At 44.0% G+C, this 15,342-nt stretch carries 12 protein-coding genes; all 12 read right to left on the reverse strand.

Going from position 1 to position 15,342, the window contains the following annotated elements; translation table 11 throughout:
• Nucleotides 1-4: 4 nt before the first annotated feature.
• The 12 genes from MVI27_RS10950 to MVI27_RS11005 all read right to left on the reverse strand — a co-directional run bounded on the left by MVI27_RS10950 (nt 5) and on the right by MVI27_RS11005 (nt 15,322).
• The gene (locus MVI27_RS10950; RefSeq protein ID WP_246961762.1) at nt 5-2,131 is read right to left on the reverse strand and encodes a heavy metal translocating P-type ATPase; all 2,127 of its coding nucleotides are present in this window, start codon (nt 2,129-2,131) and stop codon (nt 5-7) included.
• Between the two features lie 37 nt (nt 2,132-2,168).
• Nucleotides 2,169-2,732, reverse strand: coding sequence for a DUF305 domain-containing protein (locus MVI27_RS10955; protein WP_246961764.1), 564 nt, complete (start codon nt 2,730-2,732; stop codon nt 2,169-2,171).
• Between the two features lie 18 nt (nt 2,733-2,750).
• Entirely contained in the window at nt 2,751-3,203 is a 453-nt protein-coding gene (locus MVI27_RS10960; RefSeq protein WP_246961766.1) for a heme-binding domain-containing protein, read from the reverse strand.
• Nucleotide 3,204: 1 nt separating this feature from the next.
• A complete protein-coding gene (locus MVI27_RS10965; protein WP_246961768.1) occupies nt 3,205-4,410 on the reverse strand; it encodes an efflux RND transporter periplasmic adaptor subunit in 1,206 nt (401 codons plus the stop codon).
• Nucleotides 4,411-4,421: 11 nt separating this feature from the next.
• Nucleotides 4,422-5,672 (reverse strand): heavy metal-binding domain-containing protein, encoded by a 1,251-nt coding sequence (locus tag MVI27_RS10970; RefSeq protein WP_228410825.1) that lies wholly within the window; start codon nt 5,670-5,672, stop codon nt 4,422-4,424.
• Nucleotides 5,669-6,916 carry a TolC family protein gene (locus MVI27_RS10975; RefSeq protein ID WP_124805504.1) on the reverse strand — a complete coding sequence of 416 codons (1,248 nt, stop codon included), beginning with the start codon at nt 6,914-6,916 and terminating at the stop codon, nt 5,669-5,671. Before MVI27_RS10975 ends, MVI27_RS10970 begins: the two co-directional genes overlap by 4 nt.
• An 18-nt stretch (nt 6,917-6,934) precedes the next feature.
• Nucleotides 6,935-8,893, reverse strand: coding sequence for an efflux RND transporter permease subunit (locus tag MVI27_RS10980; RefSeq protein WP_239283614.1), 1,959 nt, complete (start codon nt 8,891-8,893; stop codon nt 6,935-6,937).
• A gap of 2 nt (nt 8,894-8,895) precedes the next feature.
• On the reverse strand, nt 8,896-10,179 hold the full coding sequence (locus tag MVI27_RS10985; RefSeq protein ID WP_095072156.1) for an efflux RND transporter permease subunit: 1,284 nt from the start codon (nt 10,177-10,179) through the stop codon (nt 8,896-8,898).
• Between the two features lie 14 nt (nt 10,180-10,193).
• A complete protein-coding gene (locus MVI27_RS10990; RefSeq protein ID WP_122026936.1) occupies nt 10,194-10,817 on the reverse strand; it encodes a DUF3347 domain-containing protein in 624 nt (207 codons plus the stop codon).
• 23 nt (nt 10,818-10,840) lie between these two features.
• On the reverse strand, nt 10,841-11,227 hold the full coding sequence (locus MVI27_RS10995; RefSeq protein ID WP_246961770.1) for a hypothetical protein: 387 nt from the start codon (nt 11,225-11,227) through the stop codon (nt 10,841-10,843).
• A 717-nt stretch (nt 11,228-11,944) separates the two neighbouring features.
• Nucleotides 11,945-14,047: a heavy metal translocating P-type ATPase gene (locus MVI27_RS11000; protein ID WP_246961773.1), complete on the reverse strand. Its 2,103-nt coding sequence runs from the start codon at nt 14,045-14,047 to the stop codon at nt 11,945-11,947.
• Between the two features lie 51 nt (nt 14,048-14,098).
• On the reverse strand, nt 14,099-15,322 hold the full coding sequence (locus tag MVI27_RS11005) for an efflux RND transporter periplasmic adaptor subunit (RefSeq protein WP_246961775.1): 1,224 nt from the start codon (nt 15,320-15,322) through the stop codon (nt 14,099-14,101).
• Between the last annotated feature and the right edge of the window lie 20 nt (nt 15,323-15,342).

A 15,342-nucleotide genomic window follows, 5' to 3' on the forward strand; every position in this document is an offset into this window, starting at 1 on the left:
GTGATTATTTAATTTTTAACAAACTTGCATTAAGTGCGACCACGATGGTACTGACACTCATCAGCACTGCGCCCATGGCGGGACTCAGGACATATGTGGGATACAGAACACCTGCAGCAAGTGGAATAGCCACGACGTTATAGCCCACTGCCCATACGAGATTCTGGATCATCTTGCTGTAAGTTTTCTTTCCAAAATCTATCATTTTCACCACGTCTCGAGGGTCACTATTGACCAGAATAATATCTGCGGTTTCGGCAGCAACATCAGTTCCGCTGCCAACTGCAATGCCTACATCTGCTGCTGCCAAAGCCGGTGCATCATTTACGCCGTCTCCTGTCATGGCAACAATTTCCCCTTTGTCCTGGAATTCTTTTACTTTTTCCTGTTTGTGGTGCGGAAGTACATTTGCCAAATATCCGTCCATTCCTAATTGCTTTGACACCGCCGCCGCTACCTTTTCGTTATCACCTGTAAGCAGGAATGATTTAATGTTCATGCTTCGAAGTTGATCAATAGCTTCTGTTGCGCCTTCGCGAATGGTATCTGCTAAAGAAACAATACCCACTGGCACGTCATCAATCAGAATAAAGTTCACTGTTTCTGCATCCTGGTTGATTTCTTCCGGAATGGCAGGTACCTGTTTATTGTTTTGAACAAAATAATTAGGACCGGCCGCGACTACCGATTTACCACTAACCATTCCTGTAACTCCAATTCCCTGCATGTAGCGGAAATTGTCTGACTTCCATAGCTCCAGTTTTCTCTCAGAAAGGGTCTGCATGATTCCTTTTGCAATATGATGTTCGGAGTTCTGCTGCACTGCCGCTGCATACTGGAGTAAATCGTTTTCCGAATAGTGCTCAGTTAGAGGAATGATTTTCTGCACGGTGTGGGAACCTTTCGTAAGGGTGCCGGTTTTATCGAAAATAATGGTCGATAATTTTCTCGTGGTTTCAAAAGCCGTGCGGTTTCTGATGAGTAAACCATTTGTCGCTGAAAGTGTAGTGGAAATGGCCACCACCAGAGGGATTGCCACTCCTAAAGCATGAGGGCAGGCCGTTACCATTACCGTTACCATCCGTTCCAGAGCAAAAGCCAAATCTCCCATGGTGATGTACCAGTAAGCGAAAGTTCCTACTCCCACCACAATTGCTACTATAGTAAGCCATTTGGCTACTTTATCCGCCAGATTCTGAGTGTTCGACTTTGCTGCCTGAGCATCCTGAACCAAATTAATGACCTTATTGAGGTACGAATCCTTTCCAACCCCTGTTGCTTTTATCTTTAAAGCCCCGTCTCCATTGATAGACCCTGCGATAACCTTTCCACCGGACTCTTTTCTTACAGGAACACTTTCTCCGGTCAGCATGCTTTCATTTAAATAGGAACTGCCCTCGACAATCAGACCGTCAGCGGCGACTTTTTCGCCCGGTCTTATGATTACGGTATCTCCGTTTTTCAGCTGTTCCAGTTTTATTTTAACCGGACTTCCGTTCTGCTCGACGGTTACGTCATTTGGTAGTAAGGCAACTAGAGATTGCAACGCTTTTGAAGCAGCCATCTGCGAACGCATCTCGAGCCAGTGCCCAAGAAGCATGATCACAATTAAGGTGGCAAGTTCCCAGAAGAAATCCATGCCCGGCAGCCCGAATACGACTGCAACGGAATAGACATAAGCTACAGTAATTGCCAAAGCAACGAGCGTCATCATCCCAATAGCTCCGGCTTTCACTTCGCCTAAAAAACCTTTGAAAAAAGGCATTCCACCGTAGAAATAAATAATACTTCCTAAAACCAACAGCACGTATTTATCCCCCGGAAAAGCAATCGTAAAACCGAGCCACTGCTGAATCATGTGGGAAAGCAGCAGCACCGGAACAGAAAGTACCAGTGTAATCCAGAATCTCTTCAGGAAATCCGGTGTATGATGACCCGCATGTTTGTCAAATCCCGCGGCAGAATCTTCTAATTCTGTGTGATGATCATGATTCTGATGATGATGGCTGTGTTCGTCTTTTTCAGCTCGGGCGGTTCCTCCTAAAGGAATTAAATTCATTCCGCATAGTGGACATTTCCCCGGTTCGTCCTTCAATATCTGGGGATGCATGGGACAGGTGTATTTTATCATAATTTAATTTTTTTGCGTTAAATTCTGCTATTTGCGATTACTTCTCGGTTTGAAGTTCCTTAATTTTCGCCCTCATGACGGCAATTTCTTCCTCCTGTGCTTTGATAATTTCCTCGCCCAATTTTCTCACTTCCGGATCGACCAAATTACTTTCTTCGACCATCAAGATTGCACCGGCGTGATGCGGGATCATTGACTTTAAGAACTGCATATCTCCAACGGCGGTCTGCTGCCGAATGCCAGACCAAAACAGCGCCATCGCCAACACACCGACACCCATCAGTACTTTGTTTAGTTTTTTATTGGGATACATCTTTCCCATTAAAAGCAGTTCGATGATCAACATAGGAGAAGCCATGAGCCCGGCCATATAAAACTGATTGATATTGGGAATCACATTGGATAACCGATCAACCATCGCATACATTAAAATAAACATGGATACGTAGGAAATGAGAAGCATCCAAAATAACTTTTTATATGCTCCGGTGTGATCCATTTGTTCACTTTCTTTTTTTGAATCCATATTCTGTGTAGAATGAGTTTCCCCCGAGGCGTTATGGTCCGGCGAAACTTTGTGGCTGTGCTGTGAATTTTCCATATTTTTCGTTTTTAAAAGTTAGTTAAGTTTATTAAAAAAATCGAGCAGCTCCTTTTTGTCCTTTGTTGGTAAGTTGGAACCTCCGTGCATCAAGCGGTACGATTTCAAGGGCATTTCGTCTTTTTCAATCTGGCTGATGATGCTTTTTATTTTTGCTTTTTTCCGTCTTTTTGAATAGTTATTGAACTCATCAAAATTGAGTTCTTCTTTGCCTTTTTTAATATGCCGGGCCATGAACCACGCGGCCGGCTGCAATTCCGAATACCAGGGATAGCGGCTATTATTGGAATGACAGTCATAACACGAAACTTTAAGGATTGCAGCCACGTTGGCGGGCACCTTTTCGGTTCTTTCAAAACTTTGACCTGGCGGAACGGTGGATACATTACGCTCCACCGGTATGACCTGAATGGCTAAAACAACCGCCACTACTATCACCGCCAGCCAACCTATGATATTCAATTTTCTCATATTACATGGTGCTCATATCGTGACCCGCCATGGGATCTGCCCCTTTCTTAAATATATATTCGCTGTTCAGAAGGTAGGCCCCGGAGACCACTACTTCGTCTCCCGCCATAATTCCTGATGTGATTTCTATTCTGTCTTCATATTCGAGACCCGTTTCCACCATTCTGTTGACGAAGGTGTTCTTCGCGGTTTTCACCCACACCGTGGAAGATTTGCCATCCCTGATTACCGCATCCACAGGCATTGAAAGACCATCACGGGATTTGTTTTCCACCAGAACATATACCGGCATGCCGGGTTTCAGCAGATTTCCTTTGTTGGGCACGGAAATGCGAACCAGATTTATCCTGCTGGAGGCGCTTATTTCCGGGTTTGTAAAATCAACCTTCCCATTAATCTTCAGATTATCCAGATCGGGAATATATACGGTGACCTTGCTGTCTTTCTGAAGGAGAGCCATTTGGGAAGAATAGACCTGCGCCTCTGCCCAAAGCGATGAAAGATCTGCCAGATTCACGATGGTGCCACCTTCGGCAAGATAATCGCCTTCGGCAATGCTCAGATCGGTGATGTAACCGGCTGCATTGCTGAACACGGTAGTGGTTGGCGTGGCTTTTCCTGATCTTTCCAGCTGTTTGATCTGGCCTTCGGACATTCCCCATAAATAAAGCTTGTTGCGGGAACTTTGGAGCAACTGATCAAAATCAATGGAAGTATTACCGACGAACAGCTTGCGTCTTTCAAGCGCCAGCAAATATTCCTGCTTTGCATTATTGAGTTCTTCACTGTAAATATCGACCAACGGCGCCCCCTTCGGAACAAAATCGCCAATGTTTTTATAATACAACCGTTCAACTCTGCCCATTACTCTGGAACTTACTGCCTGCATTTGGTACTGGTTAAAATTAAGTGTTCCGGTAAGCGTGAGCTTATCAGCCATGGAACCGTCAGAGAGCGCGACTGTTTTGATATTCCCAAGTTTAACCTGCTCGTCATTCAAAACAATTTCGTTAGGATCCGCATTCTTTTTCTTCTCCACAGGCACCAAATCCATGTGACAAATGGGGCATTTTCCGGGTTTATCGGAGACTACCTGCGGGTGCATGGAACAGGTGTAGTAGATATCGTGGCCGGCATGCGGATCTTCCTCCTTTTTACAGGAGTAAAGAAAAACCAGCAAGGCAAGCATTAAAATATTGAATTTCATCTTATCAATTTTTATCTGTTAATTTTTATGAAACTTTCGCTGTCCATCAGGTACTGTGCATTTTCGGCAACTCCATCTTCAGGAAGCAAACCACTGACGATCTGAATTTTATCGCCTACCACCGCGCCGGTAACAACTTTATGGGCAATAAAACCGCCTTCTACTTTTTTGAACGCGATTTTATCAATCCCTAAAGAAACCACCGCTGATTTCGGCAGCCAGTCTGCCATTCTGTTGTGGCTCATAATCTCCGCTTTAACCTGACTTCCGACAGGAATTTTTGCGGTGGAATTATCAAAATAGACGCGCGCCGTTACGGTTTTGCTGCCCTGCCTGAAAAACGGTTCAATAAAACCGATGGTTCCTTTGAAGCGATTTTCAGGATTGGCTTCCGGGATGATCATGACTGACTGTCCTTTGCTGACCAGTGCAATGTCTTCAGAAAAAATATTGATCTGGGCCCAGGTTCTGTTGGGATTGTAGACACTGAAAATATTCTGTCCTTTCTGGAGGTACATTCCCTCTTTTAGGGGTAGTTCAGCGGTGACTGCCGTATTTGAAGCCATTGCGGGTGCAGATTGTGGTGATGACCCCATGCTTCCGGCCGATCCTGCCTGCTGAATGTGTCCGCTGTAATTGCTGAAAACCGGAATTGTGAGATCAGGTTTCCCTCGCTGGATGACTTTCTGAATCTGTGAAGCCGGCATTCCCAAAAGAAGGAGTTTCTGGCGTGAAGCATCGATCATCGTTTTGTTTGAGCGGTCATTTTTAATAACGAAGAGCAGGTTTTGCTGTGCGGTTAAAAGTTCCGGGCTGTATATATCTAAAATACGCTGCCCTTTGGACACTTTCTGGTATTTATACCGCACATAGAGTTTCTCGATACGGCCCGCAACGCGTGAGGAAATACTGCCAATCTGTCGAGTATCGTATTCTACCGTCCCTAAAGCATCAACCGTGGTGGGTATGTTTTCTCTTTTTACTTTTATTACGGGCTGTTCCGACACTACAAATTCATTGGTTGGTTTCAGCAGATCGTCGAGTTTAATCCCCTCTTCCTTTTTTTCAGGGGCATCTTTCAGGACCAAATCCATCCCACATTTGGGACATTTGCCGGGTTTGTCTGAAATCACTTCCGGGTGCATCGGACAGGTATAAGTATGCATTGCAGCTTCTGCCGAGTGCTTATCTTCCCAGAACTTAACTTTGTCACACGCCGTCAAACCAAATAAAAGCATAGTGAATATTATAATTTTTCTCATCTTCTTTCAATTAAGCGGTCAATTTCAGTTTGCGTCTGCAGTGCTTTGGTAAGGATCTCGAAATATTCCAGTTGGGCCATATTCAGCTGTTCCCATGCGTCATATAACATGAAGAGTTCTTCCGTATTCTGCTCATAGCCCAACTGCATGGATTTGTAGTTGTTTTTTAAGGCCGGAATAATGGTGTCTTCATAGAGTTTGAGCTGATTTTTATTCAGGTCCAGTTCATTGCGCATTCCGTAGGCCATTCCACTGTATTCGTTCACCATCATTTCTTTCTGCGCCTGCAAGGCCTCTTCTTTCAGTTTGAGACTTTCAATATTGGCTTTATTCATGCGTGAAGCCCAGGAAACAAACGGCAGCTTTGCCATCAGCATGAGTGAAAACTGCATGGGCTGGCCGCCAAAACCAAACATGTTTTCGAACTTTACGCCAAATTCCGGCTTTAGATTCTGCTTTTCCAGATCCTGTTTGAGTTTGGCAATATTGATTTCCCGGTCGATGCCGCGAAGGTCACTTCTGTTTTGATAAAATAGCTCCTGATCAAAGGTTTCCAAGGAATAATCATTCAGGTTGTATTCCGGTTCAATCTCCAGTGGCGCGAGCGGGTCTCTTCCCATGAGGGCATTCAACCGGATCCGGTTGACGCGGAGGTCATTCTCGTACATGAGCTGCATGTTTTTGGAGCTTCCGAGGGCGGCTTTGGCTTTGTAATATGCAGATATTTTGGAAAGCCCGTTTTTGTACCGGATCTCGGCGTTTCTGATCATGAAATCCAGCATCTTTTCGTTTTCCTTTACGACCTGCAGCTTTTTATCCAGGACGATTGAACTGTAATACAGTTTTTTCGCATCCTGAAAGTTTTCATTGAGGGCGGCATAGAGTTTTTCCTTTTCTACGGAAGACATCGCCTTCATCAGATTTTCGTTGGCATCAAGTTTCCTTGTGTTGGGAAACATCTGCTCCACAGAAACTGCTACTGAGCCCATACCGAGCATATCGCCGTCGCGTTGCCAGAGTTTTGGATTATAGGGTGTCATGAAGAACCCGGCTCCAACGGTTGGGGGCATCCAGCTTCTTGCGCCTTTGGCCGCAGCGTCCATTGACCGGACTTCCGCATTATACATTTTAACCACCGGATGGTTGGCTGCGATACTGTCCATTACAGCGGGCAACGGCATCCGCTGAGCATCAATATTGGTGTAAAGCAAGGCCAGTGCTCCTGTTATTATTAATTTTTTCATTTTGTAATCATTTAAGTATTAATGGGAAGCGTCGAGCACGTCAATTTTACCCAACTTGTTCAGTTCCCATTCCTTCTGCATATAAAAGATAATAGGCGTTACCAAAAGAATGTGAATGGCCGACGTGAAAACGCCACCGACCATCGGTAATACAATGGGTTTCATCATATCACTTCCCACACCGTGGCTCCACAGGATGGGGACTAGGCCGAAGAGGGTCACACAAACCGTCATAATCTTCGGTCTTAATCTTTTTGCTGCACCATGGATGACATATTCACGAAGTTCTTCATTGCTAATGGTCTCCCGGGAGTTGCCGTTCTTCGTAGTAAGCTGAATCATGGCATCGTTCAGGTAAATAACCATCACAATTCCCGTTTCTACCGCAAGTCCGAACAGCGCAATAAAACCAACTGCTACGGCTACGGAAAGGTTCACCCCCCAAATCGAAATCATAAAGACACCGCCGATTAAGGCAAAAGGAATACTGATGAGATTAAAAAAAGCTTCGCGGTAAGAATTGAACGCAAAATACATGGAGAGGAAAATCACGACCAATACGAGTGGCATAATCATTTTTAAAGTCTGCTCTCCGCGAATCAGGTTTTCGTACTGACCGCTCCATTCCACGAAATAACCTTTAGGCATTTTGTTCACCATGTTATTGAGTTTTGCCTGGGCTTCTTTTACGGTACTGCCTAAATCCCGGTCGCGTACGTTGAACAGAACCGTTCCACGCAACATTGCATTTTCAGAATTGATCATTGGTGGTCCTTCTGTAAGACGGATGTCGGCTACTGCACTTAGCGGGATGGAACCAAATTCCATCGTCTGCATGGGCAGTCTTCTCAGAGATTCCAAATTATTTCTGAAATCCTGGCCGTACCTGGCGTTTACCGAAAAGCGCTGTCGGCCTTCAACGGTTGTGGTGAGTTTCATTCCGCCGAGGGCACTTTCCACGACGGCATTTACATCATCCACACTTAGGCCGTATCTTCCTATTTCTTCGCGTTTCACTTCAATGTCCACATATTTTCCGCCGGTAATCGGTTCTACATACATATCCTTGATTCCTTCAATTCCCGTGAGTTCCTTTTTTATCTTTTCTGAAAGGACGGCAATACTGTCCAGATTCTGGCCGTATACTTTTACTCCAACATCCGTTCTAATCCCCGTTGAAAGCATATTGATCCGGTTGGAAATCGGCATGGTCCAGCCATTGGTTACGCCCGGAATCTGCAGTTTGGCATTCAGTTCATCGATCAGATCTTCTTTTGTTTTGCCGTCGCGCCATTCGCTCTGCGGTTTCAACAGAATAATGGTTTCTATCATGGAGATGGGTGAATTATCCGTCGCCGTGTTGGCTCTTCCAGCTTTTCCAAGGACATGATCTACTTCCGGAACTCCTTTAATGATTTTATCCTGCACCTGCAGTAATCTTTTGGCCTCAGAGTTCGAAATATCGGGAAGGGTTACCGGCATAAAGAGCAGGGATCCTTCATCCAAAGGCGGCATAAATTCACGCCCGAGGTTCATAATCATTGGAATACTGATGAGCAGGGCCAAAATATTAATGCCAAGCGTCGTTTTTTTCCATTTCATGCACCATCTGATAAGCGGTTCGTACACCCTTTCCAAGCCCCTGTTTATTGGGTTTTTATTATCGTCCTTAAATTTTCCTTTCATAAAAAAGGAGATCAGCACCGGTGCAAGGGTAAGCACCAGTATTGCATCAACAATCAGGATGAATGTTTTAGTGTACGCCAGCGGATGAAAAAGTTTACCTTCCTGACCGGTCAACATAAATACCGGGAGAAAAGAAACCACGATGATTACCGTAGAAAAAAATACGCCTCTGGATACCTGTAAGGATGATTTTTCGATAATCTTCAACCGAATGTCTTCGGGAATTTTAACGTAACTGTCTTTCTCCTTATCCTTTTTTCTGAATATATTTTTAAACCAGTTGGTCTTCATTGTTATGGGTTTTTATTTTGTTGATGGTTCTGCCAATCCGAAAGATTTTTATACGCATTTTCAGACATAATAATTCCGTTATCTACAATCACCCCGATTGCAAGTGCAATTCCGGTAAGTGACATGATGTTGGAGGATAGTCCAAACGCATTGAGCAGAATAAAGCTGATGGCAATGGTGACCGGAATCTGAATGATGATGCTCAATGCACTTCGCCAGTGGAATAGGAACAGAATAACAATGATTGCCACCACGATAATTTCTTCAATCAGCTTGGTTTTAATATTGTCTATTGCCCCTTCAATCAGGGTACTGCGGTCGTACGATGTCTTGAAGGTGACGCCTTCAGGGAGTCCTTTTTCAACGTCCTTCATTTTCTCTTTCACATCGTTGATGACCTTATCCGCATTTTCGCCATACCGTGCCACTACGATACCGCCCACGACTTCGCCTTCACCGTCTGCATCAAAAATACCCAGACGCAAATCACCACCCATCTGTACAGAACCAATGTCTTTCACCCGCACAGGAATTCCGTTGTAATTTCCCAAAGCAATTTCCTCGATATCTGCTACGTTCTTGATATAACCCAGGCCGCGAATGATATAGGCCATATCGGCCATCTCAAATTTACGTCCGCCCACATCATTATTGTTGGCTTTCACTTTGTTCATGACATCCATGAGGGATACGTTATAGTACTGGAGTTTTACAGGATCTACAATGAGTTGGTACTGTTTTTCGAAGCCGCCAAAGGAGGCTACTTCCGCCACACCGGGAACCGTCTGCAGAGCAAATTTCACATACCAGTCCTGGAGGGCGCGCTGGTCTCCTAGATCCATTTTGGGTGCATCCAAATGGTACCAGAAAACGTGACCAACACCGGTGCCATCCGGTCCGAGCGTAGGGGTGACATCTTGTGGGAGTAAACGCTGCGCATAATTGAGCCGTTCCATTACGCGGGTTCTGGCCCAATAAATATCCACATTATCTTCGAAAATAACATATACGAAGCTCATCCCAAACATGGAAGAGGCGCGGATGTTCTTAATTTTCGGAATTCCCTGTAGGTTGCTGACCAGCGGGAAAGTCACCTGATCTTCAATAATCTGGGGACTTCTGCCCATCCACTCCGTAAAAACGATGACCTGGTTCTCACTCAGATCCGGAATGGCATCGATGGGATTGTCCCTTACCGCAAAAATACCCCAGATAAAAAGGCCGATTGCAATCAGCAAAACGAAATACCTGTTGCGGAGGGACAGTTTGATTAAATTTTGAATCATGGTTCTGTACAGTTTTACTTAATTTCTTCCTGAACCTCGCCACATGAAGCCATTTTTTTGCCGTAATAAGGGTTCTTGATCTCGCGTGAATCGCTGAGCCAGAAGGCTCCTTTTTTGTCATTATACATCGGGCAGAATACTTTATACACCGGTTTTGGAGTTCCGAAATCTTTCAAAAGGTCGTAAAAATCTGCACTCATTATGTCCAGGTGTTCGCGCTGATGATCAATGTTTCCGGCATTATCTGCAATGTGCTCGGCGTGTTCCCGGATGCTGGCTTCCAGTTCTGCAAATTCTTTCTTCTGTTCATCGGAAAACCCATTTTTGTCTATTTTAGGAAAAGAGGCCAGGATCCCTTTCGCTGCACTAACCGCTTCTTTATCATCATCACCGGACAAAGCGAATGTAAGGTGGGTGTAATGGGAATAAAGCTCCGTAAGATCAGCGGAAGACTTTTTGGCTTCAGTAACGGTTATCTCTTTATCCGTTGCCATATTGCCCATCGCTGCACTATCGGACATTGTGCTCATATCGTGCTTCATGGAAGTTTCAGTGGTGCTTTTCTGTTCTTTGTTTTCTTTGCAGGAAGTAAGTGCAAATGTTCCGACTGCCAAAAGGCTGAATAGTACTGTTTTCATTATTTTATAAGTTTAAAGTTTATTTATTTTTTATTGAAAAAGGCTTCGTAGTTTGCTTTGTTTTCGAAGTACACGACATTGTCGTTTTTATCGGATATCGCTATAATTGCGGTTGCTTTATCGATAAGTTGGTGAGAAATCGGATCGTATGCCATCCGCGCATTTTCTTCCTGCGGGATTCTCAGTTTGCAGTTTTCGCAGCAGCCGTAATACGTTTTACCGTCGTGCTGTACTTCGAGTTGTTTTTTACCCATATAGGCGTTGTTTACCATACAGACCTGGTCGTGAGGAACAATGTCGCCGGTCTTGAACTGTGCATTGGTAATTTGGGTATTTTCGGCTTTTGAATTGGTGCAGGAAACGAGAAACACTGCTACAAAAGCCAGTATTCCTAAAAGAATATTCTTCATTAAATTATCGGTTAAAGGTTAAATTTGAGCCTCCGTCTTGAGAGACTGTGTACGAATATCCTGATCTTCAAGTTGTTCTTTAAAGAACATTCTTTTCTAAAGGATTACTTAAACGAGAAGTGGAAGTTCGAAGGGACATTCAGCACCGCTAAATAATCTGCGGAAAGTGTCATAAACACTTCACGACCAGACACAATTCGGGCTGTAAAAGAAGATCTTAACCTATTTTGGGCGGTTCCCAAATGGTATGGAATCCACCGGAGTAATGGGGATTCTGATAAAAGAAATTAGAATTTTTGTCATCGTAACCGGACGCTTCGTTTTTAGAATCCTCTAAAAATTTGCTGTCTGCTAGAATGGTATACTGAGCAGTGCTGCAAAGGTTACCGCTGCAATTTCCTGAGCATCCATCGGTTTGACAATTGTGTGATTTTGGGTGACAGCATTCTTCTTTGCAATCGCCGCTGTCGCAAGACGGCTGTATCTGTGCGAATGACTGTTTTATGAAAGTTTGCGAACTGGTCGCGGTTTTAATAACCTGCTTCTCCTTTGTACTGCAAGCCTGAGAAATCCCTGGCGCCAATAACGCGAGTGTAAGGGAAAGCAACAGTATTTTAAAATGTCCGTGCATTATAAAGTAAAGCTGTACAAATGTAGGAATTATTTTCAACTTAACTGATGGCTGCGGTGAAAAAAACGGGCCGAAGCCCGCTATATTTAAAATTTCATCTTCTGAATCCGTACTGCATTCAGAATGGCAAGCAGGGCTACGCCCACATCTGCAAAGACGGCTTCCCACATCGTCGCTAAGCCGCCCGCGCCTAATACCAGAACAATCGCTTTTACCCCAAAAGCCAATGCGATATTTTGCCATACAATTTTTTTGGTCTGCTTGCCCATATTAATGGCCATCGGAATTTTGGAAGGTTTGTCGTCCTGTATGACCACATCTGCCGTTTCTATGGTTGCATCGCTGCCAAGGCCGCCCATTGCGATGCCGATGTCACTTAAAGCGACAACCGGTGCATCGTTGACTCCGTCGCCGACAAATGCCACCGTTTCATTCCGTGCTTTTATTTCTTTGACTTTATGCACTTTATCTTCCGGCAATAAATCCCCGAAAGCATTCGTGATTCCCAGTTTTTCTGCCACGGCTTTGACCACGGTTGATTTATCACCGCTAAGCATCGTGACTTTTACTCCCAGACTGTGAAGTTTTTGCACTGTGTCAGCTGCGTCTTCCTTAATACTGTCTGCAATGGTAAGGTATCCAGCAAATTTTCCGTCATAAGCAACGGCAATTAATGTTTCTACAATATCATTTGGATTTACATCATATTCGATGTTGAACTTATCCATCAGTTTAAAGTTTCCTACGAGTAGCTCTTTTCCCTGATATGATCCTTTCAAGCCATGACCTGCTATTTCTTCTCCATTGTCGAGAATAACAGTATGGTCGGGTTCACCGAGGTGTTCATGAATTGCAGTTGCGACCGGATGGGTTGATGAATTTTCGATTACATTCACTAATTTTAGAATTAAATCCCGGTCGAATTGCGGTTTCAGATTTACGGTCTGTACTTTGAAAACACCTTCAGTCATGGTTCCTGTTTTATCCATTACCACATTTTTGACCTCTGCTAACGCATCCAAAAAGTTACTACCCTTAAATAAAATTCCATTTCTGCTTGCGGCACCAATTCCACCAAAGTATCCGAGTGGAATACTAATCACTAATGCACATGGACAGGATATTACCAGAAATATAAGGGCGCGATATAACCAGTCCCGGAAAATATATTCATCCACAAGAAAATACGGTGTCAGACAAATTGCCACGGCGAGAAACACCACAATGGGGGTATAAATGCGGGCAAATTTCCTGATGAACAATTCAGTGGGTGCCTTCTGAGCCGTAGCATTCTGTACCAATTCCAGAATCTTAGAAAGTTTCGAATCACTGTAAAGGGTATTGACCTTCACCTGCGCAACAGTATTCTGATTAATCATCCCTGCAAGGACGGTATCATTTTTCTGTTTTGTATCCGGTCTGCTTTCACCCGTAAGTGCCGATGTATTGAACGAAGCGCTGTCTGAAATTAAAATTCCATCCAGGGCCAGTTTTTCGCCGGGTTTCAACTGGATGACCGATTCGAGTGCGACGTCTGCAGCTTTAACGGTTTGTGGGCGATTATCTACTAAGATGGTCACTTCATCAGGACGCTGATCTAACAATTCAGCGATATTACCTTTTGCCCGCTGAACGGCTAAAGTTTGGAATACTTCGCCCACGGAGTAAAACAGCATTACCGCAACCCCTTCAGGATATTCACCAATGGCGAAAGCCCCAATAGTGGCGATGGACATGAGGAAAAACTCCGAAAACACATCTCCTTTCCGGATACTTTCAAGCGCTTCTTTAAGAACCGGCAAACCTACCGGAATATATGCTGCTGCATACCAGCCAATCCGCACCCAATCCCTGAACCAGGATTGAAGGATCAAATAATCCATCGCTAATCCCACCATCAAAATCACGAAGGAAATAATTGCAGGCAGAAACAGCTGAAACGTTGATTTCCCCTGTGCTGAATGGTCATGACCATCATCCTCCGTATGTTCATCATCCTCGGTCAGTTTCTTAGACCCTGACGGTGATTTTTTTGCGGAACGATATGCTTTGTCAGTGACACTGCAACAGCTGTCCTCGATCAGAACTTTAGCGCCTGCATCTTTGTATATCTTGCCTTCCTGCGGCGTGCAGCACAATTGATTGCTATTTTCGTCGTAGGTATGTGTATGTAATTTTTTATTTGACATAAGTTTAAATTTTATGATAATGCTTTAGTGCTTACTTTGAATTGTAATTTCTTAATGTCCATGACCTTCCTCTCCCTTATTATTCATTTTAGCTAAGATAAAGAAGGCATTTTTAACTACTACTTTAGCATTGTCGGGAATTGGTTTCAAAGGTGTGATTTGAGTATAGCCTAAATCTGTAACTCCTTTAGCCACTGGAATTTTTTCAAATCGCACTTCCTTTTCCTCAGATTCTTTGTTATTGCTTGCTTCTCCTGAATCCGGTACATTTCCCCGATCTCCTTTGTTTTTATCATTTTGCCTAATAAAGATAAAATCCTGACCCTTATCATTAACTATTGCGTCCGTAGGAACCGAGGCTGCAGTTTGGTTATCCAGACTGATAACGACTGTTACACTCATACCGTCAATAAGACCTGTCCGGTCTCCGACGACTTGCGCATGAACAGGAACAGTTTTGCTTTCTCCTTCAAAGGCTGTACCTATTGAAGTTATTTTTGCATCATATTCTTTGCCTGGACTGGTGGTGAGTGTAAAGTGAATGGTTTGCCCCGGTTGTACTTTGGCCAAGTCTTTTTCATATACATAAATATCCAAATGCAGCGCTGAGTTGCTTACAATTTCGGCAATTGGCGAAGCCATATCTACATTACTCCCGATTTGCGCTATTACTTTACTTACCGTGCCGCTAATGGGTGCGCGTACTGAAAGGGCCGAACCATAACTTTGTGTTGCGCCGATGCTACCTAACTGTTTCTGCAATCCGGAGCGCTGGCTGCGTAATGTTGCAAGATCTGTCTGTGCCTGCTGAAGTTTCTTTAGCGGTGCGGCATTACCTTTATAAAGCTGCTGTGCACGGGTAACTTCCAGTTCTGCCATCCTGATCTGGCCATTAACCTGCTGCAACTGCTGCTGCATCACAATTAGATCAGGGTTTGATATGGTTGCGATAACTTTTCCTTTTGATACATAACTTCCAGGTTGTACGTATAGGGAGCGTACTATGCCGCTGTATGATGGAGTAACAAATGCCTTATTCTGATTTGGAACCGTCAGCATACCGCTTACTTTTATGGTATTTGAAAGCTCCTTACTTTCAATACTGCCCATTTGAATTCCAACTGTCCTAATCTGTTCGTCGGTGAAATGTGCCACATTAGGTTCTTCATGCTTCTCCACTTCACTTGCTTTTTGGTTTTCAGTGACTTGCGATTCCTTTTTACATCCTGTCAACAAGACAGAAACTGCAAAAATAAGGGTGATATATTTTTTCATGTGATATTCTATTTTGGTAC

The sequence above is a fragment of the Chryseobacterium salipaludis genome, from assembly GCF_022968825.1.
In the GTDB taxonomy this organism is placed as follows: domain Bacteria; phylum Bacteroidota; class Bacteroidia; order Flavobacteriales; family Weeksellaceae; genus Kaistella; species Kaistella salipaludis.